Source organism: Achromobacter sp. RW408, from assembly GCF_003184165.1.
In the GTDB taxonomy this organism is placed as follows: Bacteria; Pseudomonadota; Gammaproteobacteria; order Burkholderiales; family Burkholderiaceae_B; genus Achromobacter; species Achromobacter xylosoxidans.
The window spans coordinates 804632-830005 of record NZ_QHHO01000022.1 but is presented as its reverse complement, the minus strand read 5'-3'; the positions used below and the strand labels follow the sequence as shown (position 1 = coordinate 830005).

The window sequence follows — 25374 nt, the reverse complement described above, 5'->3', positions numbered from 1 at the left end:
GCCGCCTCCGGGGGGCCGCGCTTTCATTCCCCGAGGATTTTCCGCATGTCTTACGCCGATCTCAGCCAGGCACGGCTGTTCTACGTCATCGATGGCCCCGCCGACGCGCCGGTGCTGGTGCTCTCCAATTCGCTGGGCACCAACGCCGACATGTGGGCACGCCAGGTTCCCGCGCTGAGCAAGCACTTCCGCGTGCTGCGCTACGACACCCGCGGCCACGGCAAATCCTCGATCCCCGACGGCGAATACAGCTTCGCGCAGCTGGGCAACGACGTCGCCGAACTGCTGGCGCACCTGAACATCGAACGCGCCCACTTCTGCGGCCTGTCGATGGGCGGCCCCACCGGCCTGTGGCTGGCGCTGAACCGTCCCGAACTGATCGGCAAGCTGATCCTGTGCAACACCGCCGCGCGCATCGGCTCGGCCGAAGGCTGGAGCGCCCGCATCGCCGCCGTGGCCGAACAGACGCTGGAAAAGATGGCGCCGACGCTGGTCGAGCGCTGGCTCACCGACGGCTACCGCGCCGCCGAGCCGGGCCTGTCGCAGGTGCTGGTCGACATGCTGCGCCGCACCCCCGACGCCGGCTACTCGGGCAACTGCGCCGCGCTGCGCGACGCCGATTTCCGCGAACAGGTGTCGGCCATCACGGCGCCGACGCTGGTCATCAGCAGCACCCACGACCTGGCCGCCACGCCCGCGCAGGGCCAGGAACTGGCCGCCGCCATCAACGGCGCGCGCTACCTCGAACTGAACACCTCCCATATCTCCAACTGGGAACAACCGGAAGCCTTCACCCGCGCGGTGGTCGACTTCCTCACGGAGTAAACCATGCAGCGCTGGACCCATCGGCCCGAAGGCTCCAACTGGGGCGACTTCGGACCCGACGACCAACTCGGCCGCCTCAATCTCATCACCGAAGAACAGGTCCTGAAAGGCGCGCGTGAAATCCGCGCCGGCAAGACCTTCTGCCTGTCGCTGCCGCTGGACCTGCCCGGCGGCAACGTGCTCAACCCGCGGCGCCATCCGCCGCAACTGAGCCCGACCCGGCTGGCCGACACGCCCTACCTGAACTTCCCGCTGCGCAACGTCAACCCGGACGCGGTCGACGTGCTGAGCGACGACCAGGTGCTGCTGTCGATGCAGTACTCGACGCAATGGGACGCGCTGGCGCACGTCGGCGCGCTGTTCGACGCCGACGGCGACGGCACGCCCGAGCTGCGCTACTACAACGGCTACCAGGCCGGCGTCGACGTCATCGGCCCGGCCGACGGCGACCACACCGGCTGCGGCTGCAACAGCGGCGGCCCCTCGGCCGCGCTGAAGCTGGGCGTCGAGAACCTGGCGCAGAAAGGCATGCAGGGCCGCGGCGTGCTGCTGGACCTGGCGCGCCACTACGGCCCCGGCCGCACCCTGGTCGGCCACGCCGAGATCATGCACGTACTGAAAACCGACGGCATCGAGATCGAGCCCGGCGACATGCTGGTGCTGCGCACCGGCTACGCCGAAGCCGTGGTCGCCATGGCCGGCAAGCCCGACGCCGAGGTGCTGCACACCTACGGCGCCGCGCTCGACGGCACCGACGCCGCGCTGCTGCAGTGGATCACCGACAGCGGCATCGCCGCCATCTGCGCCGACAACTATGCTGTGGAAGCCTATCCCGCGCGCGAGAAAACCGGCCCGCGCGCCATGCTGCCGCTGCATCACCACTGCCTGTTCAAGCTGGGCCTGCCGCTGGCCGAGCTGTGGTACCTGAAGGACCTGGCCGACTGGCTTCGCGCCAACGGCCGCCACCGCTTCATGCTGACCGCCCCGCCGCTGCGCCTGCCGCACGCGATCGGCTCGCCGGTCACGCCGATCGCCACGGTGTAGGCGACGCCTGCGGTTGCGCCGGGCGTGGCGGGCATGCGCGCCTGGCAGGTACGCTCTTCAACGGCATCGTCGCCATCAGGGCTCGCCGCAACGGGCGACGCCCGACTTGGAGCACGCAGAAAAAAGCGCCGGTCCGTTCAACGGCCGGCGCTTTTCACCTGCGCGGAATCAACGCCGCGTTCAGCCCTTCAGGCAAGTGCTCATGAAGGTCTTGCGCTTGTCGCCGGTCAGCTTCTGCTCGCCGGCCTTGGCGTTGCAGTCCTTCATCTTCTGCTGCTGCGGCGTCAGCTGCTTGGCGGGCGGCGGCGCCTCGCCCTTCAGGCAGGCGCTCATGTACGTCTTGCGATCATCGCCCTTCTTGCCCTCGGCCGACTTGTTGCAATCGGCCATGCGCTGCTGCTGCGCGGTTGGCGTCTTGGCGGGCGTGGCGGCAGGCGCCGGGGTCTTGGCGGGTGCGGGCGTGGCGGCCGGCGTCTGGGCATGGACGGCGCCCAGGAAACAGGCGGACAACACGATGGCCGAAGCCAATTGGCTAGTACGGGAAAGCATGAGTTCCTCCCTTGAGCGCCCGCCGGCGCCATCCTGGCGCACACCCGGGCCGCAAGATCCGCCGGCCAAGTTGCCGGCGTGGTCATCATCGGACAAAGCCGCATGCTCCGCAAGCGCCGAAAGGACAACAAATGCTAACGCCGCCGCGATCGTTCAGCTTGCGGAAAGGCGCGGAAATACCCGCAAGTCGGAGACATTCCGATGCACTTGTGGCATCCACAGATGAATCTGCGGCCATCCCCTGCAACCTGTTACCCATTCATCCCTTTGGCCCGTTGTGCGCCCGGCGGGAAAGGTGTGAGATAGGCGCATGACCCCGACACGCGGCCCCAGAGTCCGCGGTTGGGTCGCCCGGCAACCGGGTCACAGGAGACCGCCATGAAAACCGTCCTCGCCTCCCTCGCATTGCTGGCCGGCCTGACCGGTGCCGCCCATGCCCAAAACCTGTACGGCGTCACGCTGGGCAATATCCAGGCGATCCGCGACGCCAACGAAAACGTCTCCACCATCACCGGCTCGCTGGCCAACCAATCGGCCCGCGCCGTCAACTACGTCATGCTCACTTTCGTGCTCTACGACGAACAGGGCCGCGAAATCGGCCGCGTGCGCGACGACGACATCGGCCCCCTGGCACCGGGCCAGATCAAGATGATCCGCGCCATCACGCCGCTGCAATTCGCCAAGGTCACCGCCCTGGATATCCGGGCCAGGTGAATGGTTGGCCCCCACGCTGCGCGCTGCGCGCTTGCTGCCCCCCGAGGGGGCTGTCCGGCCTTCGGGCGGCCGGGCGGCCGGACGGCTTTTCTTGCGCGACGGCCGCGCGTTTCCCACGCTGCGCGCTGCGCGCTTGCTGCCCCCCGAGGGGGCTGTCCGGCCTTCGGGCGGCCGGGCGGCCGGACGGCTTTTCTTGCGCGACGGCCGCGCGTTTCCCACGCTGCGTGCTGCGCGCTTGCTGCCCCCCGAGGGGGCTGTCCGGCCTTCGGGCGGCCGGGCGACCGGACGGCTTTTCTTGCGCGACGGCCGCGCGTTTCCCACGCTGCGCTCACTTGCCCGACGGATTGCTCCGGCAAAAAACCCTTATCGGGATAGGGTTTAGTCAAGCCGGCGCAAGTCCAATTGTGGGAAAATTCCGCAGCCGACTCGACAAAAGGGGCTTCCACACGAAGCCCCTTGTTGCGTCCGCCGGCACGCCGGCATGCCCGGCCCAGTTATCAAGGAAGTGAAAAGATCATGTTTCCCAAAAGACTCACCGAAGGCTATCAGTCCTTTCTCGCCGGCCGCTTCCACTCGGAACGCAGCCGCTACGAAAAACTGGCCGAAACTGGGCAAAGCCCGGAAATCCTGATCATCGGCTGTTGCGACTCGCGCGTCTCGCCCGAAGCCATCTTCGACGCCGGCCCCGGCGAAATGTTCGTCGTGCGCAACGTCGCCAACCTGGTCCCGCCCTGTGACCCCGACTCCGAATCCTCGTACCACGGCACCAGCGCCGCCATCGAATTCGCCGTCAACGGCCTGAACGTCAAGCACATCGTCGTCCTCGGCCACGCCTCCTGCGGCGGCATCCGCGCCTTCTTCGACGACGCCAAGCCCCTGACCAAGGGCGACTTCATCGGCAAGTGGATGTCCCAGATCGCCCCCGTCGCCGACGAACTCGGCCCCGGCGGCGACGACCGCGCCGCCAACCTCAAGCGCCTGGAACTCGCCGTCATCGGCCACAGCCTGAACAACCTGATGACCTTCCCCTCCATCCGCCGCCGCGTCGAAAAGGGCGACCTGGAGCTGCACGGCACCTACTTCGGCGTCGCCACCGGCGTCCTCTTCCTGCGCGACCCCGCCACCGGCGAATTCAGCCCCTGCCTGGAAACCGGCCTGCCCGGCTGACCGCTCCACAAACGCGGCGGCTCGGCCGCCGCGCGCATGTCGCCACGGGCAAATAGCGCAGGCGCATCCACGCCATGCAAACGCGGCAAGCACGCCAGACCGTCACAGCGTAGCCGCAACGCAGCGCCATCACCAGCGCGCAGCGTCATCCCGCCGACGCAACACACCCAAACGCCAAAGAAGGCCGCCCGCGCGGCCGCTTTTGGCGACCCCGCAAGATCCTCCCTCCACCCCAGATTGACGGCAAAAACGCCAAGCAAACAACTCGCCCCCCCGGCGCCCGCGGCTAAAGAACCCAACAACCGCCGCCAACAACGCCAGCAACCCCCTCAAACCCGATACGCCTGCGCCAACCTCTCATAATTATTCTTAAGAATGATCCCCGCATAGTAGACATGCTCACGCATCAGATCCTCAGCCCGCGCCCCATCCCGCGCAATGATGGCGTTGACGATCCGATGATGATCATCGTGCGACCGCAGAATGATCCCATGGTCCTCCCACAGGATGATCCGATCCGACGCATACGGAATCGCCTGCGCCTGCGTCGCGAACCGCTTCACCCACGGATTGCCCGCCGCCTCCAGGATCCCGTTGTGCAAGGTGATGTTGACCTGCTGGTAAGGCAGATGGTCCTCCGCCAGCAACACCCCCTTGCCGAGAATGCGGTCGCCTTCGTCCAGGCAATTCTTCAGCACCGCCACCGCGTCGTTCGACAGCCCGCGCAGCGCCGCCTGCCGACAGGCCAATCCTTCGAGCGCCGCCCGCACCTCGTAAGCCGCCACGATCTCGGCCAGGTCATACGCCCGCACCGTATAGCCGCGCTTGGGCAGGTGCTCCAGCAGCCCCTCGTTGCCCAGCGTCGCCAGGGCCGCCCGCACCGGCGTGCGCGACACCCCCAGCTTCTCGGCCAGCGGAATTTCCTCCAGGCGGGCGCCGGGGCTGAACTTGCCATGCAGCACCCAGTCCCGCAGCGTATCGGTCACGTGTTGAGATAGCGTATCCATGCCCGCATTGTATACATGAAGAATACATGCGACAGCGCCCCATACCATCACGCTAGGGCTTTCCCCAATGAGAACCATCAAGTTTCATGCGCAGCTACGGGAAACCCCCTATACCTGCCGCCCCTTCATGTATACATAATCGCCAAAAATTCAGATCAGCGGACGCCGTTTCCAAGGCGGGCGAATCCGCGCAACAGGAGGCAGCATGTCCAATGTATCCACGCCGGCCGCAGGCCCGGCTCCGCGGCTCGCGCTCGTCACCGGCGGTGGCGGGGGCATCGGCGCCACCATCTGCCAGGAGCTGGCCCGCGCCGGCTACCGCGTGGTGGTGTCGGACGTGGATGCCCAGCGCGCCCGCCGCGTGGCCGACGAACTCGGCGCGCCCCACAGCGCCCATGCCTTCGACGTCAGCGATGAAAGCGCCGTCGAAACGGCGTTCGACCAGATCGAGCAGGCCCACGGCCCCATCGCGGTGCTGGTCAGCGCCGCCGGCCTGCTGCTGTTCCAGCCCAACGGCGAACGGCCGCTCATCAAGGACACCACGCTCGACATCTGGGAACGCAGCTTCGCCGTCAACGCGCGCGGCGTGTTCCTGTGCGGCCGCGCCTACCTGCGCCGGCGCGAAGCCGCGCCGCTCAAGCATGGCCGCATCGTCACCTTCACGTCGGTCGCCGCGCAACTGGGCGGCTATCGCTCCAGCGCCTCGTACATCGCCGCCAAGTCGGCCGTGCTGGGCCTGACCAAGGCCATGGCCCGCGAATCCGCGCACCTGGGCATCACCGTCAACGGCATCGCGCCGGGGCTGATCGACACCGACATGCTGCGCAGCACCGTCACCAGCAGCGGCGCGCTCGCGGCGGCCGCCCAGGCGATTCCGCTGGGCCGCATCGGCACGGTGGACGATGTCGCCGCCGCGGTGCGTTTCCTGGCCTCGGAAGAAGCGGGCTACATCACCGGCAGCGTCATCGACGTCAACGGCGGCTACCGCATGCAGTGAACCCTGTGCAATGAACCCAATCCGGCGGCTTCGCCGCCAAGCAGCAACGCGCCATCGATAAAGGCGCGCACTCAAAAAACGGGAGACAAACCATGAAGCACCTCCGCCGCCACGCGGCCGCCGCGCTATGCGCCCTCGCCCTGGGCGCTTCCGCCCAGGCCCAGCAGGAACCCGGCATCACCGACAAGACCATCAGGATCGGCCTGTTCGCGCCCCTGTCGGGCAGCGGCATGGCCTATGGCTTTGACGTGCTGAACGCCGCCAAGATGTGGTACGCCAAGGTCAACAAGGAAGGCGGCATCAACGGCCGCCAGATCGAGCTGGTGATCGAGGACGACCGCTGCAACGCCAACGACCTGGTGGCGGCGGTCAAGAAGCTGACGGAGCAGGACAAGGTGTTCCTGCTGAACGGCGGCTCGTGCTCGGCCGCCGTGGTGGCCGCGCGCGAATACGTCGAGCGCGAGAAGGTGCCGCTGGTCATGCTCAACGCCTCGGGCGACGGCGCGCTGTATCCGCCGTCCAAGTACATCTACGGCGCGTTCTCGATCTCGCAGCACGCCGTGGGCGGCTCGATGGTGCAGTTCGCCGCCGAGCATCTCAAGGCCAAGAAGATCGGCTACATCAACCATGACGATGCCTACGGCGGCTGGAACCTGGAAGCCGCCCAGGCCCAGTCCAAGCAGCTGGGCGGCCTGAACCTGCAGGTGCAATCGGTCAATCCAAACATCACCGACGTGACCGCGCCGATGCTCAAGATCCGCGCCGGCAATCCCGACGTGCTACTGCTGACGACGTATGCCCGGCCCGCCGCGCTGATCATCAAGAAGGCGCAGGAACTGGGCTGGAACAAGCCCATCGTGCTGGCCGTCAACGGCACCGCCGACCTGAAGCAGCTGGTCGAGAACGTCGGCAACAAGGACGCCTTCAAGAACGTCTACATCCAGGAAGTGCTGGCCGACGTGCCCGGCGGCGCCAAGCTGACCTGGGTCTACGACATGTACAAGCAGGCCTATCCGGACCTGGCCGCCAAGCCCGGCCATCCGCAGACCTACATGCCCTACGGCCTGCCGCCCGCCATGGCGGTGGTCAATGCGCTCAAGGCCGCCGGCCCGCAGCCCACCCGCGAGAAGGTGCTGGCCGCGCTGGAGACCATGAAGTTCGATTCCGGCGTCATGGCCGGCCCGATCGAATTCGGCCCGAACGACCGCGCCGCGCAGGAATCGGCCATCTACATCAAGTTCGACGGCACCAACATGTCGCTCGTGCCGGGCGCCTTCAAGAGCGTCTGGCAGTACCAGCCGTAACCGCCGCCACAGGCCAGGTCCGCGCCGCGGCGCAGCGCCGCGCGGACCGCCGGAGACCATCATGAGCTTTGCCGATATCTGGTTGTTCCTGCAGCAGGGGGTGCTGTCGGGACTGGTGACGGGCAGCGTGTATGCGCTGCTGGCGGTCGCCGTTGTCATCATTTTCAAGACCACGGATGTGCCCAATTTCGCCCAGGGCGAGATCTTCATGGTCGGGGGCTACGTCGCCCTGTTCCTGACCCTGGTGATGGGCTGGCCCTACCTGGCCGTCATCCCGGTGACGCTGGCCGTGGTGGCCGTGGTCTCCGGCCTGTTCCAGCGCGTCGTCATGGAGCGCGTCATCGCCTCCAGGGGCGTGGGCGTGCAGATGGTGATCGCCACGCTGGGCCTGGCCTACGCCCTTAAAGGGCTGGTGCGCCAGACCGGGCTGGGCGACACGCCGCGCTCGCTGCCGCCGCTGGCCCCCACCGACGCCATCCTCATCGGCGATGCCGTGCTGACACAGCTGGACCTGGTGATCTTCGCCGTGGCCGTGGGCGTGATGCTGCTGCTGTACGTGATGTTCACCTACACCCGCGTGGGCAAGGCCATGCGCGCCGTCGGCATGAACCCCAAGGCCGCGCGCCTGGTGGGCGTGAACCTGACGCGCATCCGCATGATGGTGTGGGCGCTGTCCGGGCTGATCTCGGCCGTGGCCGCGCTGCTCATCACGCCCAAGATCCTGATCACGCCGGACATCGGCCACATCGCCATCCTGGCCTACGCGGCCGCCATCGTCGGCGGCATCACCAGCCTGCCCGGAGCGGTGGTCGGCGGCTTCGTGATCGGCGTGGCCGAGAACCTGGTGGGCCTGTTCATTTCGACCAACGCCATCGTGGTGGCGCCCTTCGTCGCCATCATGGTGGTGCTGCTGCTGCGTCCGCAAGGCCTGCTGGGCGGCAAACTGCAGGTGAAAAAAGTATGAAATCCAAGACCGACCGCGCCCTGCTGGCGCTGATGGCCGTGGCGCTGGCGGCCCTGCCGTTCGTCGCCAGCGGCTATGTGATCTACGTCGTCAACCTGCTGATGGTGTTCGTGGTGCTGGCCCTGGGCCTGCACATCGTCATCGGCGAGACCGGGCAGTTCGCCCTGTCGCACGCCGCGTTCTACGGCGTCGGCATCTACACCGCCGGGCTGATCAACAACCTGTGGCATCCGCCCTTCTTCGTCTCGATCGTGGCGGGCGGGCTGTTGGCGGCCGTGCTCGGCTACCTGATCGGCGCACTGGCGCTGCGCATGCGCGACATCTACCTGGCGCTATCCACGTTCGCCTTTGGCGAGGCGATGCAGTGGGTGTTCCTGAACTGGCAGTCGGTGACCAACGGCTCGAACGGCTTCCGCATTTCGCCGGCCACGCTGTTCGGCTATGAGCTGGTGTCCGACATCAAGGCCTATCCCTTCGTGGTAGCGATCGCCGCGCTGCTGCTGTGGGTCACCGTGGCGCTGTCGCGCTCGCAGCTGGGCTCGGCCTTTCGCGCCGTGCGCGAGAGCGACGTGGCGGCGCAGGCCATGGGCGTGAACGTCAACGCCATCAAGCGCACCGCCTTCACGCTGTCGGCGGCCTACGCCGGCATCGCCGGCGGCATGTACACCACCTTCGCCTCGTTCATCCATCCGGAGAGCCTGGGTTTCCAGACCACCATCCTGATCCTCACCATGGTGGTGGTGGGCGGCATCGGCTCGGTGCGCGGCGCCATCGCCGGCGCCATCGGCTTCGGCCTGATCTCGGAGCTGCTGCGCCAGGCGCTGTCGTTCCAGGAAATCATCTATGGCGTGATCCTGATGGGCTTCATGATGTTCGCGCCCAAGGGCCTGTTCGCCGGCCGCGAGGCGCGCCGCCGCGCGCCGCCGCCAGCCGCGCCGCTGCCCGCGCGCCGGGACGCCCAGGGCGCCACCGCCAAACCCACGCAAAGGAGCGCCGCATGAGCGCCCAACCCTACCTCGACGTCCAGGGCCTGACGGTGAAATTCGGCGGCCTGACCGCCATCAACGGCCTGTCGATGCAGGTCGAACGCGGCCGTATCCACGCGCTGATCGGCCCCAACGGCGCCGGCAAGTCCACCACCTTCAATTGCGTCTCGCGCTACTACCGGCCGACGCAGGGCCGCATCGTCTTCGACGGCATCGACGTCACGAAAAAGAAGCCGCACGAAATGGCGGCGCTGGGCGTGGCCCGCACCTTCCAGAACCTGGAGTTGTTCAGCGCACTGAGCGTGCGCGAGAACGCGCTGCTGGGCACCTATGCACACGGCGCCAGCACGGCCGCGCGCCTGCTGCGCCCGGCCACCGCCGAGGCGCGCGAACGCGTCGAGCACCTGCTCGAACGCGTCGGCCTGGCCGACTTCCTCGACACGCCCGCGTGCAGCCTGGACTTCGGCCGCCAGAAGATGCTGGAACTGGCGCGCGCGCTGGCCATCTCGCCCAAGCTACTGTTGCTGGACGAGCCCGCCGCCGGCCTGCGCAATCGCGAAATCGAGACGCTCGACCGCGTCCTCACCGAGCTGTGCGAACGCGACGGCATCACGGTGCTGCTGGTCGAGCACGTGATGCAGCTGGTGATGTCGATCTCGGATCGCATCACCGTCATGTCGTTCGGCGAGAAGATCGCCGAAGGCACGCCCGCGGAGGTGCGCAGCAACCCCCGCGTCATCGAAGCCTATCTGGGCAAGGGAGCCGCCGGTGGCTGAGAACCTGCTTGAAGTCGAATCGGTCAGCGCCGCCTACGGCAATATCCGCGCCCTGCAGGACGTGTCGCTGAAAGTGCCGCAGGGCGCCATCGTCGCGCTGCTGGGCGCCAACGGCGCCGGCAAGTCCACCACGCTCAACGTGATCTCGCGGCTGGTGACGCCCACCGCGGGCAGCGTGCGCTTTGCGGGCGAGGCCATCCATCGCCAGCCGGCCGACGCCATCGTCAGCCGCGGCATCGTGCAGGTGCCGGAGGGCCGCGAGATCTTCCGCGAAATGAGCGTGCGCGAGAACCTGGAGATGGGCGCCTACCTGCGCCAGGACCGCCAGGCGGTCAAGGCCGACCTGGACATGGTCTGCGATACCTTCCCGCGGCTGCGCGAGCGCTTCGAGCAGAAGGCCGCCACGCTGTCGGGCGGCGAACAGCAGATGCTGGCCACCGGCCGCGCCATGATGGCGCGCCCGCGCATGATCCTGCTGGACGAACCGTCCATGGGCCTGTCGCCGCTGGTGGTGGAACAGATATTCGACATCGTGCTGCGCCTGAACCGCGAACAGGGCATCACCATCCTGCTGGTGGAACAGAACGTGAAGCTGGCGCTGTCGGTGTCCAGCTATGCCTACATCCTGGAAAACGGCGAGATCGCGCTGGAAGGCGCATCGGCCGCGCTGGCCAGCGACGAAGGCGTGCAGCGCGCCTACCTGGGCGGCTAGGGCCTGTTCACGCTAAAAGGAGCCTCGCATGAGCACCCAAATGAGCGTCTATCAAGGCGCAAAGCGCAGCCGTGGCGGGACCACGGCGAGCATTTGCAACGCAGAGAGGCGCTCATTTGGGCGCTCACCCTTCGGGCAGGCCGGCAATCGGCCACCAGGCGTCGTTGCGCTCCCCTTGCGTGGCACAGCCACGCGGCGGAGACCGCGCCTAGCCTGGTGGCCGATTACCGGCCTGTGCGAGGCTCCTTTTAGCGTGAACAGGCCCTAGGAGCGAACCATGACCCTGATGATGCAAGACAAGCGGGTCCTCGTCACCGGCGCCGGGCGCGGCCTGGGCGCCACCATCGCGCAGGGCTTCGCGCGCGAAGGCGCCACCGTGATCGTGGCCGACCTCGATCCCGCCCTGGCCCGCGCCAGCGCCCAGGCCATCGCGGCCGCCGGCGGCCGCGCCATCGACGCCGCGCTGGACGTGACCGACGCCGAGGCGGTACGCGCCTTCGCCGCCGAATGCGAAGCGCGCCACGGTGCCATCGACGTGCTGGTCAACAACGCCGGCATCTCGGCGCGCGCGCCGTTCGACGATCCACAGACCCCGCAGATCTGGGAACGCGTGATGAACGTGAACCTGCAGGGCACCTTCAACGTCACCCACGCCTTCGTCGAACAGCTCAAGGCCCGCCGCGGCGCCATCGTCAACCTGTGCTCGATCGTGGCCTATGGCTGCGGCATCTCGACCGCCGGCTACGTGGTCTCCAAGGGCGGCGTGCGCTCGTTCACCGAAGTGCTGGCGCGCGACCTGGCGCCGCACGGGGTGCGCGTCAACGCCGTCGCCCCCGGCCTGATGGAAACCGAGATGACCGCCGGCCAGCGCGCCCAGGCCCACGGCACCGACTGGTACATGCGGCGCGCGCCGATGGCGCGGGCCGGACGCGCCGACGAGATCGTCGGCCCGGTGTTGTTCCTGGCCTCGGACATGGCCAGCTACGTCAATGGCGTGGTGCTGCCGGTGGACGGCGGCTACCTGGCCGTATAGGAATCGATATGGAACCCCTCAACTCCCTCGGCACCGCGCTGGTCACCGGCGGCGCCAGCGGCATGGGCCTGGCGATCGTCGAGCGGCTTGCGCGCGACGGCTTTCGCGTCGTCATCGCCGACCGCAACGCGGCCCTGGCCGACAAGGAAACCCAGGCCCTGCGGGCGCAAGGCCTGGACGTGGACTATCGCGCGGTCGACCTGGCCGACGAACACGCCACCCGCGCCCTGGTGCGCGAACTGGCGCCGCTGGCGGCGCTGGTCAACAACGCCGGCCTGTTCGATGAGCGCAAGTTCTTCGACGTCACCAGCGATGATTACCGGCGCATGTACGACGTCAACCTGCTGGCCGTCGCCACCCTGACGCAGGAAGCCGCGCGCGACATGGCCGCCGGCGGCAAGATCGTCAACATCGCCTCGCGCGCCTACCTGGGCGCGCGCAACCATCCGCACTACGTGGCCTCGAAGGCCGCGCTGGTGGGTTACACCCGCGCCTCGGCCATGGAACTGGCGCCACGCGGCATCCTGGTGAACGCCATCGCCCCCGGGCTGATCGACACGCCGCTGCTGCGCAATCTGAGCCCCGAGCGCCTGGCGGCGCAGTTGGCGCTGCAGCCCACGGGCCGCGCCGGCCAGCCGCGAGACGTGGCCAACGCGGTGTCGTTCCTGGCCTCGCCGCAAATGGACTTCATCACCGGCCAGGTGATTTTCGTGGACGGCGGCAAGTCGCTGGGCGGGTCGGGAGCATAGGCAGCATGGACAGCATCAAGTGGGACAAGGAAGTCGACGCGCTCGTGGTCGGCTCGGGCGCGGGCGGCATGAGCGCCGCGCTGACCGCCAGCGTGGCGGGCCTGGACGTATTGCTCATCGAGAAGACCGACCGCATCGGCGGCTCGACCGCCATTTCCGGCGGCGCGCTATGGATACCGCTGAACGCGCAGACCGAGGCCGCCGGCCATCCGGACAGCTTCGACAAGGTCTGGACCTATCTGCAGGAAACCGTCGGCGCCGCGGCCTCCGACGAGATGAAGCGCGCCTATCTGGACGCCGGCCCGCGCATGATGGATGACCTGGTCGCGCGCGGCTTCCTGCGCGTGGCCGCGCGCACCGCCTCGCCCGACTACTACCCCGACCTGCCCGGTGCCGCCATGGGCGGCCGCTCGCTCGATCCGGTGGAATTCGACGGCCGCAAGCTGGGCCGCCATTTCAAGACGCTGCGCGATCCGTTGAAGGAGTTCACGGTGCTGGGCGGCATGATGGTCAGCATCACCGACGTGCGCCACCTGCTGCGCGCCACCCGCGCGTTCGCCTCGTGGCGCCACGCCATGAAGCTGGTGCTGCGCTATGGCGCCGACCGCCTGCGCGGCTACCACCGCGGCACCCGCCTGCTGCTGGGCAACGCGCTGGCCGCCCAACTGTTCCACGCCATGCTGGCGCGCAAGGTGCCGTACTGGCTCAACACGCCGGCGCTGACGCTGCTGCGCGATGCCGACGGCGCGGTGCTGGGCGCCACCGTCGAGCATGAAGGCCGGCGCATGAACATCCGCGCCCGCCGTGGCGTGGTCATGGCCACCGGCGGCTTTCCGTGGGATTCGACGCGCCGCCGCCAGACCTACCCCCACCCCACCGACGACTGGTCGATGGCGCCGCGCGACAATACCGGCGACGGCATCCGCCTGGCCGAGGACGCCGGCGCGGCGCTGGGCCAGGGCCATTCCAGCCCCGCCTTCTGGGCGCCGGTCTCGATCCTGGAACAACCCGGCGGCAAGCGGCTGCACTATCCGCACCTGGTGTGGGACCGCGCCAAGCCCGGCCTCATCGCCGTCAACGGCGCCGGCCGCCGCTTCGTCAACGAATCGACTTCGTACCACGCCTTCGTGCAAGCCATGTACCGCAGCCACGAGCAGGTGCCGACGATGCCAGCCTTCCTGCTGTGCGACCAGCGCTTCATCGATACCTGGGGCCTGGGCCTGGCGCTGCCCGGCGGACGGCCGCGCCAGCATCTCATCGATGCCGGCTACCTGCTGCAAGGCGCAACGCTGGAGGCGCTGGCGCAGAAACTGGGCGTGCCGCCCGATGCGCTGCACGCGACCGTCGCGCGCTACAACGAATACGCGGCGCAAGGCCTGGACCCCGACTTCGGCAAGGGGAGCACCGCCTACAACCGCTACTTGGGCGACCCCGGGCACCAGCCCAACCCCTGCCTGGCCCCGCTCGGCACCGGCCCCTACTACGCGGTCAAGGTCTATGCCGGCGACATCGGCACCGCCCGCGGCATCGCCGCCAATGGCAACGCGCAGGCGCTGGACGCCACCGGCCAGCCGATTCCCGGCCTCTACGTGGCCGGCAACGACATGCATTCGGTCATGGGCGGCGCCTACCCGGCGCCCGGCATCACGCTCGGACCCGCCCTGACTTTCGGCTGGGTCGCTGGACAACACCTGGCCCGTGCCCAACACTGACGCACCACCACCGACAAGGACACCCATGAAGATCTACTTCTCGCCCGCCTCGCCCTTCGTGCGCAAATGCATGGTCATCGCCCACGAACTGGGCCTGGCCGACCGCATCGAGAAACTGCCCAGCGCCGCCGGCCCCGTGGCCCGCGACCAGAACATCATCCCGGACAATCCGCTGGGCCAGGTGCCGACGCTGATCACCGACGACGGCCAGCGCCTGTTCGACAGCCGCGTCATCTGCGAATACCTGAACGACCAGGGCAAGGGCGCGCTGTTCCCCACTGGCGCCACCCGCTGGGCCGCGCTGGCCGAACAATCCCTGGGCGACGGCATGCTGGGCGCCGCGCTGCTGGCGCGCTACGAAACCGTGCTGCGCCCCGAGCCGCTGCGCTGGGACGGCTGGTACGAAGGCCAGATGGGCAAGGTGCGCGACGGCCTGGCGCTGCTCGAGAAGACCGCCGCCCGCCTGGAAGGCCGCCTCGACATCGGCACCATCACCGTCGGCTGCGCCCTGGGCTACCTGGACTTCCGCTATCCCGATTTCGACTGGCGCGCCGGCCATCCCGCCGTCGCCGCCTGGTTCAAGGCGTTCAACCAGCGCCCCTCGATGCAGGCCACGCTGCCGCACGCCTGACCCGCTCGGTTTGGGTGGCCGCCAAGCCTGGAGAACCCGCCGGGCTCCCGGCGCAACGGCCGCCCGGTACGGCGCGCCCTCTTGGGCCCGCCGCTCGCCCCTGGCTTTTGCCAGGGGCTTTTTTTTCATCGCGAAATAGCCTCATCCGATCATCCGAGTTTTCAAAAAGATATCGGGGCGATCAACACTCGATTCATTGAAACCTATTGCTGCATTCTTTCCCACTTGCAGCATGACCCATCAGTATCAGACCGAGTGAAGGGCGAATATGGAACTCAGCCCTGTCATACATATTGATTTCACGATGCCCGATCGGTAACCATGTTGATCAAGCCGCGACGGACCAATGCGCTCATCGCCGCTGAACCAGATCAATCGTTTTGCTGTATGCGTGGCACCACTGATTCATGAGCAAGCCTGTTCCAAAGTTTCCCACCAGCGGCATCTATCCCTGGGTCAAGCAATACATCCAATCGCTGCCGACACTGCATGGAAAGGTTGCTCTTGATATCCCGTGCGGCGATGGTCGTGCAACCGCCGTTTTGCGCGAGTCCGGGGCCGACGTACTTGCCTACGATCTATTTCCAGAGAGTTTTCTACTGGATGGCCAAGCCCAATTCGCGGATTTGGCCGAACGCCTGCCTCTTCCAGACGACTCGATCGATATCGTTGTATGCCAGGAAGGCATCGAGCATCTGCCGAATCAATTGCTTGCCTTGCAGGAATTCCACCGTGTGCTGAAGCCCGGCGGCACGCTGGTGATCACGACGCCCAATATTTCCAATTTGGTCGGCAGATTGGCCAACTTGGTGTTTGAGTCCCAACTGCTGCGTGATACACCATATGCCGCCGAAGAATCCGCCTGGCGCATGGAGCATACCGGGCCCGGCGGGGCCTCCCAAACGCGGACATACTACGGCCACATCTTCCTGGCGGGCGTCCAACGCCTGCGCACGCTACATCGAGTGGCCGGTTTCACTGATATTCGCGAACTGTCCACACACAAGAGCACCTCTTCCCTGCTGCTTAGTCCATTTTTGCTTCCCATCATTGTTCTGCTCAATCTCAAATCCATGTGGAGAGCACGACGAAGACTGCGGAATAACCCCGTCCTCTGGACGGAAAAAAAAGCGCAGCTCCGAACCAACCTGTCTCGTCCGACATTGTTCAATCGGAATCTCTTTTTGGTGAGCCAGAAAAGTCCTTCGGCAGGCGTAGAGTCAGCTTGACTGCACAGGCTGATTCGAATCAGGTTCCTTTTCTTACAGATTGAAATACCAGCGGCGGCGGCCCGGCCTATATTGAACTTTCGAGATACCGGCCAGACCAACCTGTAACCTCATTGCACCGGGAGCCCACGCATGAACGTGACCGCCGTCTCCCCCATCGCCCGCGTCGCCCCGCCGTATGCCGCGCGCACCCCGCTGCTGGACGACACACGCCCCATCTGGGAAGCCGAATGGGCCGCCCGCAACGCCGCCACGCGCCAGGCGCAACGCAGCGCCCAGGCGCAGGCCGCCTGGCAGGCCCAGCGCGTCGCCCGCGCTGCCCCGCCACAGGCCGACGACGCCGATACCAGCCGCGTCGTCGCCAACACCCCATCCAAAGCGGTCGCCCTCGCGGCCGCCGCGCCCGCCGCCATCAATGTCGACCAGCTGCGCGACCTGTACGCCGATGCCCGCCTGCGCCGCGCCATCGATGAATTCTCGGCGCGCCCCGACCCGGTGGCGCTGCGCGCCGACAGCGCCAACGACCTTGGCACCATCGAAGGCCTGACGCCGCTGCAGCCTTATCGCGTGGCCATGGGCAACCCGCAAGTGCAGGAACTGCAGACCACCGTGGCCTTGAAGGCCGCGGGCCTGGGCATCCCCAAGGTCGAGAACATCGGCCCCACCGAGAACGTGACCGACCAAGCCCGCTACCGGCCCAACGCGCGCACCTGATTGAGCCGCGCAGGCGCAATCCGCGCCTGGCCCCCCGCTCGCGACACGAAGGCTTGGGTATAAACGCCTCGGATAACGCTCACGTGCACCGCTGCGCCGATCCAGGCAAGAAAAAAGCCGCCCACAGGGGCGGCTTGTCACTTGGCGGACGGCGACGTCCGATCAGTGGAAGAACTCGGCGATCATCGTTGCGCCCAGGAAGGTGCCGGCGTTGGCCGCCAGCGACACCACCACGATCTTCCAGCCCAGCTTGCGGAAGGCCGGCAGGTCCTTCAGGATCGACAGGCCGGCCATCGCCAGGATCACCGTGGTGAACGGCAGGAAGTTGACCTTGTTGACCGCGGCAATGATCTGGTCCGAGTACGGCACCGCGCCGGGGCAACCCACGGTCATGGCGATCAGCGACAGCACCGCCACGGCGGGCAGCTTGGGCACCACGCGCAGCAGCAGGTCGGCGATCACGACCAGCACGATGATGATCAGCATGCCGGGCAGCGCGTCCAGGATCGGCACCTTGTAGCCGAACTGGTTGCCGACCAGGGCGAACAGGCCGCACACGGCATAGGCCGTCAGGCGATCGCCGAAGCCCATCTTCACGGCGTGCGACGGCGCGTCGGTCGCGGCCGTGGTGTCGGCGGCGGTTTCGGCCTTGGCGCGCGAGAAGCGGCCCAGCACCGGCTCCAGCTTGCCGTACAGGAAGATGGTCGTCGGCAGCGAGATGAACAGCGTGAAGTACACGCCCACCACCGTGGTCAGCAGGTTGGCGGCGGCGGCCAGCGCGGCCACCTGGTGCGCCACTTCCGGCGTCTGCTGCGAGGCGATCGCGCCCACGCCCGCGGCCATCATGCTGCCCGAGCCCACGCCGGCGCCCATGGCGAGCGAGCGCGGATCGAAGATGTTCAGGCTGGTGATGAAGCCGGCCATCAGCGCCACGAACAGCGCGCCGATCACGGTGCCGGTGATGTACTCGGCCATCACGCCGCGGCCTTCGGGCGAATTCATGCCGTAGCGCTCGCCGATGATCGCCAGGCTGGGCTCGCGGCCCACCGAGAAGGTCGCGCCAATGGCTTCGCGCTTGATGCCCAGCAGCAGCGCCAGCGGCAGGCCGATGGCCATGGTGCCGAAAAAGTGGCCGAATTCCTGGAACACCAGGGCCCAGCCGGCCTCGCGCACCTGCGGCAGCGAACCGCCGACCATCAGGCCCAGCTTGGCCAGGAACGGCAGCAGCGCGTATTGCAGGTAGCCGCTGATGCGGGTCTGCATGGCGGTGTCGATACCCGCGTTGGCCGGCAGGCGCTGGCCGAAGGCGGCCACGACCGCGCCGATGAAGATGGCCCAGAGCATGGGCTGCAGAACGATCTTGCCCGGGCCCACCGCGAAGGTGACGCTGCCGATCGCTTCGGACACGAGCACCACCAGCAAGATGGCGACAAGCATGCGGATGCGGCTCGATAGCGACATGGCGGGCATGGCCAGGCTGGCGCTGGCATGAGACATCGGATTCCCCTGAGTACGTGAGTAGGTATGGCGCGGCACGATCGGCATGTCCGTGGCGGGCCAGCCCCGCTGAACGGCTGGCGCGGGACGGCGTGCACGGGGCGGTCCGTAGGGACGGCTCGCGATGCGAGCGGGCGGCAGCGGCGATTTTCGCCCGGGGGCCGGCGCGCCAACCATGACAGCGCCTGGGCTAATGTGTTGCGTAAAATGCAACGGATGCCCCTGGGCAGGGAATTTTTTGCAAGAACCGGCAACATATAAGGGTAAACCCTCAATATGTTGCAGACCGAACCGATGCCTTTGCGCCACGGAGCCGCCCCATGGACGAAAAACTCGACGCCCGCCGCACCCATTACTTCATGCAGGTCATGAGCCGCGGTTCGGTGCGCGGCGCCGCCGAAGTGCTGAACATGGATCCGTCCGCCGTCAGCCGCGCCATCGCCGCGCTGGAGCGCGACTGCGGCATGGCGCTGTTCGAACGGCGCGGCCGCGGCGTGGTGCCGACCGACGCCGGCCACATCCTGGCGCGCTACGTGAAGCGCCAGCAGAACATCCAGGAGAGCTTCTTCTCAGAGATCGACAGCCTGCGCAAGGCGGAGCGCGGCCACATCGACCTGGTGCTGGGCGAAGGCTTCGTCGAGCTGATGTTCGACCGCGTCCTGCCCGGCTACTGGCGCAATCATCCGGAAGTCACGCTGGACATCGACGTGGCCCGCACCTCGGAAATCGTGCAGCGCATCGTCGATGACCAGGCCTACATCGGCCTGGTGTTCCAGCCGCCCAACGATGCCCGGCTGCGCACGCACTATTCGCGCCCCGAGCCGATCCGCGCCATCGTGCGCCAGGAGCATCCGCTGACGCGCCTGCAGCGCCCGCTGCTACTGACCGACCTGGTCGACTACCCTGGCGCCGCGATGCAGGAAGGCTTCGGCGTGCGCCAGCACATCCAGGCCGCCGAGATCAGCGAGCAGGTGCGGCTGCGCAACGTGCTGACCACCTCGTCGTTCAAGGCGCTTTGGCAATTCGCCGCCACTGGCATCGGCTACGCCCTGACGCCGCCCATCGCTGTCACCGCCGACATGGCCGCGCTGCGCCTGGCCAGCCTGCCGCTGGCCAACCCCATTCTCAACCAGGGCAGCCTGCACGTGCTCAGCCGCGCCGGCCGCCACATCTCGCCGGCGGCGCGCGAACTGCTGGACCACATCGTGCGCGGCATCGGCACGCCCGCCGACGCCATCTGATACGGTCGCCTGGCGCGAATCTGCATCTGCCCCGCCCGCGCCGGGGCGGCTACATTGGCCTCATCCCCTGTCAGGAGACCTTTCCGATGCTCAGCTTCCTGCGCACGGTCAAATCCGTGCTGTGGGGCTTTTTCGGCGTGCGCCGCGGCCGCGGCTACGACGCCGACATCGCCCACAACAAGCCCGCCCCGCTGATCCTCACCGGCCTGTTGATGGCCGCCTGCCTGGTCGTGATCCTGGTGCTGGTGGCGCGCTGGGCGGTCAACGCCGCGCTGTAGACCGCCGCGCGATCTGCAATGACGCCATGGCGTCAATGGGCGGATCGCGTGCTGGCGTAGCCGCGAGCCAGCACGCTAGGGCAGCGCCAGCGCCGACATTTCCGTCAGCAACTGCCCGAACGCCCGCACCGCCGGCGCCTGCTGTTCCGCCTGGCGCGAAATCAGCCTGAATTCGGCATGGGTCAACGGCGGCAGGCCGTAGCGGCCGTCGATCACATCCATGCCGGGCCGCACGTCTTCCTGCGGCAGCGCCGTCACGGCGAGCCCCGCCAGCACGGCCGCGCGCAGGCCCTCCTGGCTGGGCGAGGTGAAAGCCACGCGCCATTCCAGGCCGGCCGCCTGTAGCGCGTCCACGCCGACCAGGCGATGCACGCAGGGCGACGGCGCGAAGGCCAGCGGTATGGGCTCGTCACCGGAAAAGTCGAACGCATGCGCGGCCGCCCACACGAAGCGCGTGCGCCGCAGCATCGCGCCGCGCTCGGGTTCGCTGGGCAGCGCCATCACCACCGCCAGATCCAGCATATCCGCCTCGACCTGGGTGCGCAGGTCCAGGTAGCTGCCGACCACCACGTCCAGGCGCACCGCCGGAAAGGCGCGCGCGAACCGCGCCAGCAGCAATGGCAGGCGTTCGCCCATGAAATTCTCGGGCACGCCCAGGCGCACCGCCCCCGCCACCGATGACCGCTGGAAACGCCGCGCCAGCGCGTCCTGGGCCCGCAGCACCTGCTCGGCGTAGCGCAGGAAGTCCTCGCCGTCCTCGGTCAGCGCCAGGCTGCGGGTGGTGCGGACCAGCAGCGCGGTGCCGGCCTGCGCTTCCAGGCGCCGGATCTGGTGGCTGACGGCCGACTGGCTCAGGTGCAGCCGTTCGGCGGCGCGGGTGAATCCGCCGGTTTCCTTGACCGCGACGTAGGTGCGCAACAAGGCGGTATCGAAGTCCATGGCGTCAACTCATGATGAATATTGATGAATCCGACGAAATTAAATCATTTCCATCATTTTTAACAGGCTCCCAGAATGAGGTCCCGCAGCGGATTCCCGCCGCCGACCTCTCGTGAGAATCCCGATGCCGCTTTCGATAGCGCAGAAAAATAGCTTTACGCTGGCCGCCGTCTGCCTGGCCGCCCTGATGTTCGGCCTGGAGATCTCCAGCGTGCCGGTGATCCTGCCCACGCTGGAACAGGCGCTGCACAGCGGCTTCCAGGAACTGCAATGGATCATGAACGCCTACACCATCGCCTGCACCACGGTGCTGATGGCAGCGGGCACGCTGGCCGACCGCTACGGCCGCAAGCGCCTGCTGCTGGCCAGCCTGGCGGTGTTCGGCCTGACCTCGCTGGTCTGCGGCTGGGCGCAGGACACCGGCGTGCTGATCGCCGGCCGCGCGTTGCAGGGCCTGTCCGGCGGCGCCATGCTGATCTGCCAGGTGGCGGTGCTGTCGCACCGCTTCCAGGACGGCGCCGCGCGCGGCCGGGCCTTTGGCGCCTGGGGCATCGCCTTCGGCGTCGGCCTGGGATTCGGCCCCGTCATCGGCTCGGCCATCGTGGCGGTAGCGAGCTGGCAATGGGTGTTCCTGGCGCACGGCCCGCTGGCGTTGATCGCACTGGGCCTGGCGTGGAAAGGCGTGGACGAATCGCGCGATCCGCGCCAGCGCAAGCTGGACGTGGCCGGCATCGTCTCGCTGTCGCTGGCGGTGTTCGGCCTGGCCTGGTTCATTACCCAGGGTCCCGCGGCTGGCTTCACCAGCGCGCCGACCCTCGCCAGCCTGGGCGCGGCCCTCCTGGCGCTGGTCGTCTTCGTGATCGCCGAACGCCGCTGCGCCGACCCGATGTTCGACTTCGCGGTGTTCCGCATCCGCCGCTTCTCCGGCGCGCTGCTGGCGTCGGCCGCGATGAACTTCAGCTTCTGGCCCTTCATGATCTACCTGCCACTGTATTTCCAGAACGGCCTGGGCTACGGCGGCCTGGGCACTGGCCTGTCGCTGCTGGCCTACACCCTGCCGACGCTGGTGGCGCCGCCGCTGGGCGAGAAACTGGCGCTGCGCTACCGCCCCGACACGGTGATCCCGGCCGGCCTGTTCGCCATCTGCCTGGGCTTCGCGCTGATGAAATGGGGCAGCGGCGTCGCGCACGCCAGCTGGCTGACGATGCTGCCCGGCTGCCTGCTGGCCGGCACCGGCCTGGGCCTGATCAATACGCCCGTCACCAACACCACCACGGGCGCGGTGCCCGGCGACCGCGCCGGCATGGCCTCGGGCATCGACATCAGCGTGCGCATGATCAGCCTGTCGATCAATATCGCCTTGATGGGGTTCCTGCTGGTCGAAAGCGTGCTGTCTTCCTTGCGCCGCCATTGGCCCCAGGCGCCCGCCGATGCCACGCTGCGCGCCATGGCCGAGGCCCTGTCGGCGGGCAACCTGGGCGATGGCGCCGGGCTCGCGATCCCCGCGGACGTGGCCCGGACCGCGCTGACGCAGGGGTTCGGCGACGTGATGCTGTACGGCGCGGCGGCCGTCGGCCTGCTGGCGCTGGCCAGCCTGGCCACCTTCCGGGGTGCCCAGGCGCGGCCCTGGACCGTAGCTGGCCCTGGCGACTGACGGCCCCCGCGCAGGCGTGCGCCGCAGGCATACGCTTATTACCAGAATGACTTAGACGGTCGAAGCGGCTGCCTGTTACGGTTATGAATCCCCCAGTCCCCGCCCAGGGCGGGCCACGCTTGCGGGGACCAGACCGAGAAGACCTCAAGGGCAGTAGACATGTACGTGTATGACCCCGTCGACCAGCAGCTCGTCGAGCAGCGCGTGGCGCAGTTCGCCGACCAGACGCGCCGCTTCCTCGATGGCCAGCTCACCGAAGATGAATTCCGCGTCCTGCGCCTGCAGAACGGCCTGTATATCCAGCGCCACGCGCCGATGCTGCGGGTGGCCATTCCCTATGGCATCCTGGCCTCGCGCCAGCTGCGCACCCTGGCGCACATCGCGCGCAAGTGGGACCGCGGCTACGGCCACTTCAGCACGCGCCAGAACATCCAGTTCAACTGGCCCAAGCTGGAAGACGTGCCGGACATCCTGGCCGAACTGGCCACGGTGCAGATGCACGCCATCCAGACCAGCGGCAACTGTATCCGCAACACCACCACCGACCACTTCGCCGGCGTCGCGCCGGACGAGCTGATCGACCCGCTGGTGTGGTGCGAGATCATCCGCCAGTGGTCCACGCTGCACCCCGAATTCGCGTTCCTGCCGCGCAAGTTCAAGATCGCGATCAGCGGCGCCGTGCAGGACCGCGCCGCGGTCGGCGTGCACGACATCGGCCTGCAGGCGGTCGAGCGCGACGGCAAGCTCGGTTTCCGCGTCTGGGTCGGCGGCGGCATGGGCCGCACGCCCATCGTCGGCAAGCTGATCAACCCCTTCGTCGAATGGCAGGACCTGCTGACCTATCTGCAGGCCGCGCTGCGGGTCTACAACCTGCATGGCCGCCGCGACAACAAGTACAAGGCGCGCATCAAGATCCTGGTGAAGGACCTGACGCCGGAAGTCTATGCGCAGCAGGTGGACGAACAGTGGCAGCTGATCAAGGGCGGCCCCGACACCATCACGCAGGAATTCGTCGACACCATCGCCGCGCGCTTCATCTGGCCGCAATACGATCCGGCCGCGGCCAACGACACCGACAACACGGCGGCGCTGGCCGCCGCCGACAAGCGCTTCGCGCGCTGGGTCCGCACCAACGTGCACGCCCACAAGACGCCGGGCTACGCCGCCGTCACCGTCTCGCTCAAGGCCACCGGCGTGCCGCCGGGCGACATCACCGCCGACCAGATGGACGCGGTGGCCGCGCTGGCCGATGAATACGGCTTCGGCGAACTGCGCGTGTCGCACGAGCAGAACCTGATCCTGGCCGACGTGCGCCGCGCGCGCCTGCACGAGTTGTGGGGCAAGCTCGAAGCGCTGAACCTGGCCACGCCCAACGTCGGCCTGCTGACCAACATCATCGCCTGTCCGGGCGGGGATTTCTGCGCGCTCGCCAATGCCGTGTCGATCCCCGTGGCCGAGGCCATCCAGCGCCAGTTCGACAACCTCGACTACCTGTTCGAGATCGGCGAACTGGACCTGAACATCTCCGGCTGCATCAACTCCTGCGGCCACCACCACGTCGGCCACATCGGCATCCTGGGTGTCGATAAGGCCGGCGAAGAGTGGTACCAGGTCACCATCGGCGGCCGCCAGAACGGCGCCGCCAAGCCGCTGCCCGACATCGAATCCACAAAGGGCGGCGGCGCCGCCATCGGCCGCATCATCGGGCCCTCGTTCGCCCGCGACCAGGTGCCGGGCGTGGTCGACCGCCTGATCCGCACCTACCTTGGCCTGCGCGACAGCGAGGAGGAACGCTTCATCGACGTGGTGGACCGCGTCGGCATCGATCCCTTCAAGCAGGACGTGTACGCAGATCCGGCCTTCGCCAAACCGCAAGCCCAGGAGGCCGCCCATGTCTGAGCCCTACGCCCACGACGCCCCCGGCCCGCACCTGATCCGCAACGGGCAACTCGAAAGCGACGCGGCCCGCCCCTTCGTGCCCGATCCCGAGGTGGCGGCCGACGGCCAGGTGCCGACCGACGAGCCCGGCTGGATCGTGCCGCTGGCCACCTGGAAGGCCTCGCGCGCCACGCTGCGACGCCATCGCCATCCGGTCGCGGTCCTGCTGGGACCCGACGCCGATCTGCGCGACCTGCTGGAAGCCGACGGCACGCTCGATCCCGCCGGCATCGCCTTCATCGCGGTGGACTTCCCCGTCTACACCGATGGCCGCGGCTATTCGCTGGCGCAACTGCTGCGCACCCGCTATCAATGGACCGGCGAACTGCGCGCGGTCGGCGACGTGATGATCGACACCATCCACTACCAGGCGCGCGTCGGCTTCGACAGCTTCCTGGTCAAGCCGGGCCACGACCCGCGCAAGGCGCTGGACGCGTTCAAGACCTTCACGGTGCACTACCAGAAGACCTACCGCGCGCCCGCGCCGGCGCAGGCCTGACACGCGCAGCCGGCCTCGATGCCATCGAGGCCGGACCGAACCCTTATCGTTCAATCCGCCTCGTCGACCACGCCGGGCAAGCTCCAGCGCTGGCGCCTGACCTCGTCCTGCCCCAACTGCGTGCGGATCAACTCGGCAATGGCGCGCTGGCGCGGCGCCTGCATGCGGTCGATCAGGCTCGAGACGCTGACCGCCAGCCGCGGATAGCCGCCCGC

General features: G+C 67.8%; 25 protein-coding genes and 1 pseudogene. 21 read left to right on the top strand and 5 right to left on the bottom strand.

What is annotated here, in order from left to right; genetic code table 11:
• The first annotated feature begins 45 nt into the window (after positions 1-45).
• Positions 46-825 carry a 3-oxoadipate enol-lactonase gene (gene pcaD / locus DK459_RS06135; RefSeq protein ID WP_006390033.1) on the top strand — a complete coding sequence of 260 codons (780 nt, stop codon included), beginning with the start codon at positions 46-48 and terminating at the stop codon, positions 823-825.
• A gap of 3 nt (positions 826-828) precedes the next feature.
• Complete coding sequence (locus DK459_RS06130; RefSeq protein ID WP_054439031.1) at positions 829-1869, top strand: cyclase family protein; 1041 nt, start codon at positions 829-831, stop codon at positions 1867-1869.
• 180 nt (positions 1870-2049) lie between these two features.
• Here the strand turns inward: DK459_RS06130 and DK459_RS06125 are convergent, their stop codons facing one another.
• Positions 2050-2418: a PsiF family protein gene (locus tag DK459_RS06125; protein ID WP_024070582.1), complete on the bottom strand. Its 369-nt coding sequence runs from the start codon at positions 2416-2418 to the stop codon at positions 2050-2052.
• Between the two features lie 378 nt (positions 2419-2796).
• Here DK459_RS06125 and DK459_RS06120 point away from each other — a divergent pair, with 378 nt between their 5' ends.
• Both DK459_RS06120 and DK459_RS06115 read left to right on the top strand, forming a co-directional pair.
• Positions 2797-3132: an FxLYD domain-containing protein gene (locus tag DK459_RS06120; protein WP_006390029.1), complete on the top strand. Its 336-nt coding sequence runs from the start codon at positions 2797-2799 to the stop codon at positions 3130-3132.
• A gap of 516 nt (positions 3133-3648) precedes the next feature.
• Positions 3649-4299, top strand: a complete 651-nt coding sequence (locus DK459_RS06115; RefSeq protein WP_006390028.1) for a carbonic anhydrase — start codon at positions 3649-3651, stop codon at positions 4297-4299.
• A 329-nt stretch (positions 4300-4628) separates the two neighbouring features.
• Here DK459_RS06115 and DK459_RS06110 read toward each other — a convergent pair whose 3' ends face one another.
• Positions 4629-5285 carry a GntR family transcriptional regulator gene (locus DK459_RS06110; RefSeq protein WP_230846684.1) on the bottom strand — a complete coding sequence of 219 codons (657 nt, stop codon included), beginning with the start codon at positions 5283-5285 and terminating at the stop codon, positions 4629-4631.
• A gap of 226 nt (positions 5286-5511) precedes the next feature.
• Here DK459_RS06110 and DK459_RS06105 point away from each other — a divergent pair, with 226 nt between their 5' ends.
• The 12 genes from DK459_RS06105 (at position 5512) to DK459_RS06050 (ending at position 17113) form a co-directional block, all read left to right on the top strand.
• Positions 5512-6303 (top strand): SDR family NAD(P)-dependent oxidoreductase, encoded by a 792-nt coding sequence (locus tag DK459_RS06105; RefSeq protein ID WP_006390026.1) that lies wholly within the window; start codon positions 5512-5514, stop codon positions 6301-6303.
• A gap of 92 nt (positions 6304-6395) precedes the next feature.
• Complete coding sequence (locus tag DK459_RS06100; protein ID WP_047992025.1) at positions 6396-7607, top strand: ABC transporter substrate-binding protein; 1212 nt, start codon at positions 6396-6398, stop codon at positions 7605-7607.
• Positions 7608-7668: 61 nt separating this feature from the next.
• Entirely contained in the window at positions 7669-8571 is a 903-nt protein-coding gene (locus DK459_RS06095) for a branched-chain amino acid ABC transporter permease (RefSeq protein ID WP_006390024.1), read from the top strand.
• A complete protein-coding gene (locus DK459_RS06090; protein ID WP_024070587.1) occupies positions 8568-9572 on the top strand; it encodes a branched-chain amino acid ABC transporter permease in 1005 nt (334 codons plus the stop codon). The genes DK459_RS06095 and DK459_RS06090 overlap by 4 nt, the downstream gene beginning before the upstream one ends.
• Positions 9569-10333, top strand: coding sequence for an ABC transporter ATP-binding protein (locus DK459_RS06085; RefSeq protein ID WP_110134547.1), 765 nt, complete (start codon positions 9569-9571; stop codon positions 10331-10333). The genes DK459_RS06090 and DK459_RS06085 overlap by 4 nt, the downstream gene beginning before the upstream one ends.
• Before the next feature lie 4 nt (positions 10334-10337).
• On the top strand, positions 10338-11045 hold the full coding sequence (locus DK459_RS06080; RefSeq protein WP_194957127.1) for an ABC transporter ATP-binding protein: 708 nt from the start codon (positions 10338-10340) through the stop codon (positions 11043-11045).
• A 277-nt stretch (positions 11046-11322) separates the two neighbouring features.
• On the top strand, positions 11323-12078 hold the full coding sequence (locus DK459_RS06075; protein WP_006390020.1) for an SDR family NAD(P)-dependent oxidoreductase: 756 nt from the start codon (positions 11323-11325) through the stop codon (positions 12076-12078).
• An 8-nt stretch (positions 12079-12086) separates the two neighbouring features.
• Positions 12087-12827 carry an SDR family NAD(P)-dependent oxidoreductase gene (locus DK459_RS06070; RefSeq protein WP_049054130.1) on the top strand — a complete coding sequence of 247 codons (741 nt, stop codon included), beginning with the start codon at positions 12087-12089 and terminating at the stop codon, positions 12825-12827.
• Positions 12828-12832: 5 nt separating this feature from the next.
• On the top strand, positions 12833-14539 hold the full coding sequence (locus DK459_RS06065) for an FAD-dependent oxidoreductase (RefSeq protein ID WP_110134546.1): 1707 nt from the start codon (positions 12833-12835) through the stop codon (positions 14537-14539).
• 25 nt (positions 14540-14564) lie between these two features.
• A complete protein-coding gene (locus tag DK459_RS06060) occupies positions 14565-15170 on the top strand; it encodes a glutathione S-transferase (protein ID WP_054482064.1) in 606 nt (201 codons plus the stop codon).
• Positions 15171-15577: 407 nt separating this feature from the next.
• Positions 15578-16399 carry a class I SAM-dependent methyltransferase gene (locus DK459_RS06055; RefSeq protein WP_110134545.1) on the top strand — a complete coding sequence of 274 codons (822 nt, stop codon included), beginning with the start codon at positions 15578-15580 and terminating at the stop codon, positions 16397-16399.
• A gap of 132 nt (positions 16400-16531) precedes the next feature.
• Positions 16532-17113 (top strand): hypothetical protein, encoded by a 582-nt coding sequence (locus DK459_RS06050; protein ID WP_110134544.1) that lies wholly within the window; start codon positions 16532-16534, stop codon positions 17111-17113.
• Between the two features lie 162 nt (positions 17114-17275).
• On the opposite strand, the gene DK459_RS06045 is transcribed toward DK459_RS06050, so the two are convergent.
• Positions 17276-18610 (bottom strand): DUF3100 domain-containing protein, encoded by a 1335-nt coding sequence (locus DK459_RS06045; protein ID WP_054448958.1) that lies wholly within the window; start codon positions 18608-18610, stop codon positions 17276-17278.
• A 320-nt stretch (positions 18611-18930) separates the two neighbouring features.
• Here DK459_RS06045 and DK459_RS06040 point away from each other — a divergent pair, with 320 nt between their 5' ends.
• Complete coding sequence (locus DK459_RS06040) at positions 18931-19851, top strand: LysR family transcriptional regulator (RefSeq protein ID WP_053499701.1); 921 nt, start codon at positions 18931-18933, stop codon at positions 19849-19851.
• An 86-nt stretch (positions 19852-19937) separates the two neighbouring features.
• Positions 19938-20129 carry a DUF2970 domain-containing protein gene (locus tag DK459_RS06035; RefSeq protein WP_006390012.1) on the top strand — a complete coding sequence of 64 codons (192 nt, stop codon included), beginning with the start codon at positions 19938-19940 and terminating at the stop codon, positions 20127-20129.
• 75 nt (positions 20130-20204) lie between these two features.
• Here the strand turns inward: DK459_RS06035 and DK459_RS06030 are convergent, their stop codons facing one another.
• The gene (locus DK459_RS06030) at positions 20205-21068 is read right to left on the bottom strand and encodes a LysR substrate-binding domain-containing protein (protein ID WP_110134543.1); all 864 of its coding nucleotides are present in this window, start codon (positions 21066-21068) and stop codon (positions 20205-20207) included.
• A gap of 124 nt (positions 21069-21192) precedes the next feature.
• Here DK459_RS06030 and DK459_RS06025 point away from each other — a divergent pair, with 124 nt between their 5' ends.
• The 3 genes from DK459_RS06025 to DK459_RS06015 all read left to right on the top strand — a co-directional run bounded on the left by DK459_RS06025 (position 21193) and on the right by DK459_RS06015 (position 25159).
• Positions 21193-22722 (top strand): MFS transporter, encoded by a 1530-nt coding sequence (locus tag DK459_RS06025; protein WP_110134542.1) that lies wholly within the window; start codon positions 21193-21195, stop codon positions 22720-22722.
• Positions 22723-22881: 159 nt separating this feature from the next.
• Positions 22882-24621: a nitrite/sulfite reductase gene (locus DK459_RS06020; RefSeq protein ID WP_110134541.1), complete on the top strand. Its 1740-nt coding sequence runs from the start codon at positions 22882-22884 to the stop codon at positions 24619-24621.
• Positions 24614-25159, top strand: coding sequence for a DUF934 domain-containing protein (locus DK459_RS06015; protein WP_054497878.1), 546 nt, complete (start codon positions 24614-24616; stop codon positions 25157-25159). The genes DK459_RS06020 and DK459_RS06015 overlap by 8 nt, the downstream gene beginning before the upstream one ends.
• Positions 25160-25209: 50 nt before the next feature.
• On the opposite strand, the pseudogene DK459_RS30725 reads toward DK459_RS06015, so the two are convergent.
• Positions 25210-25374 (bottom strand): annotated as a pseudogene (locus DK459_RS30725) (IclR family transcriptional regulator); the annotation flags it as partial.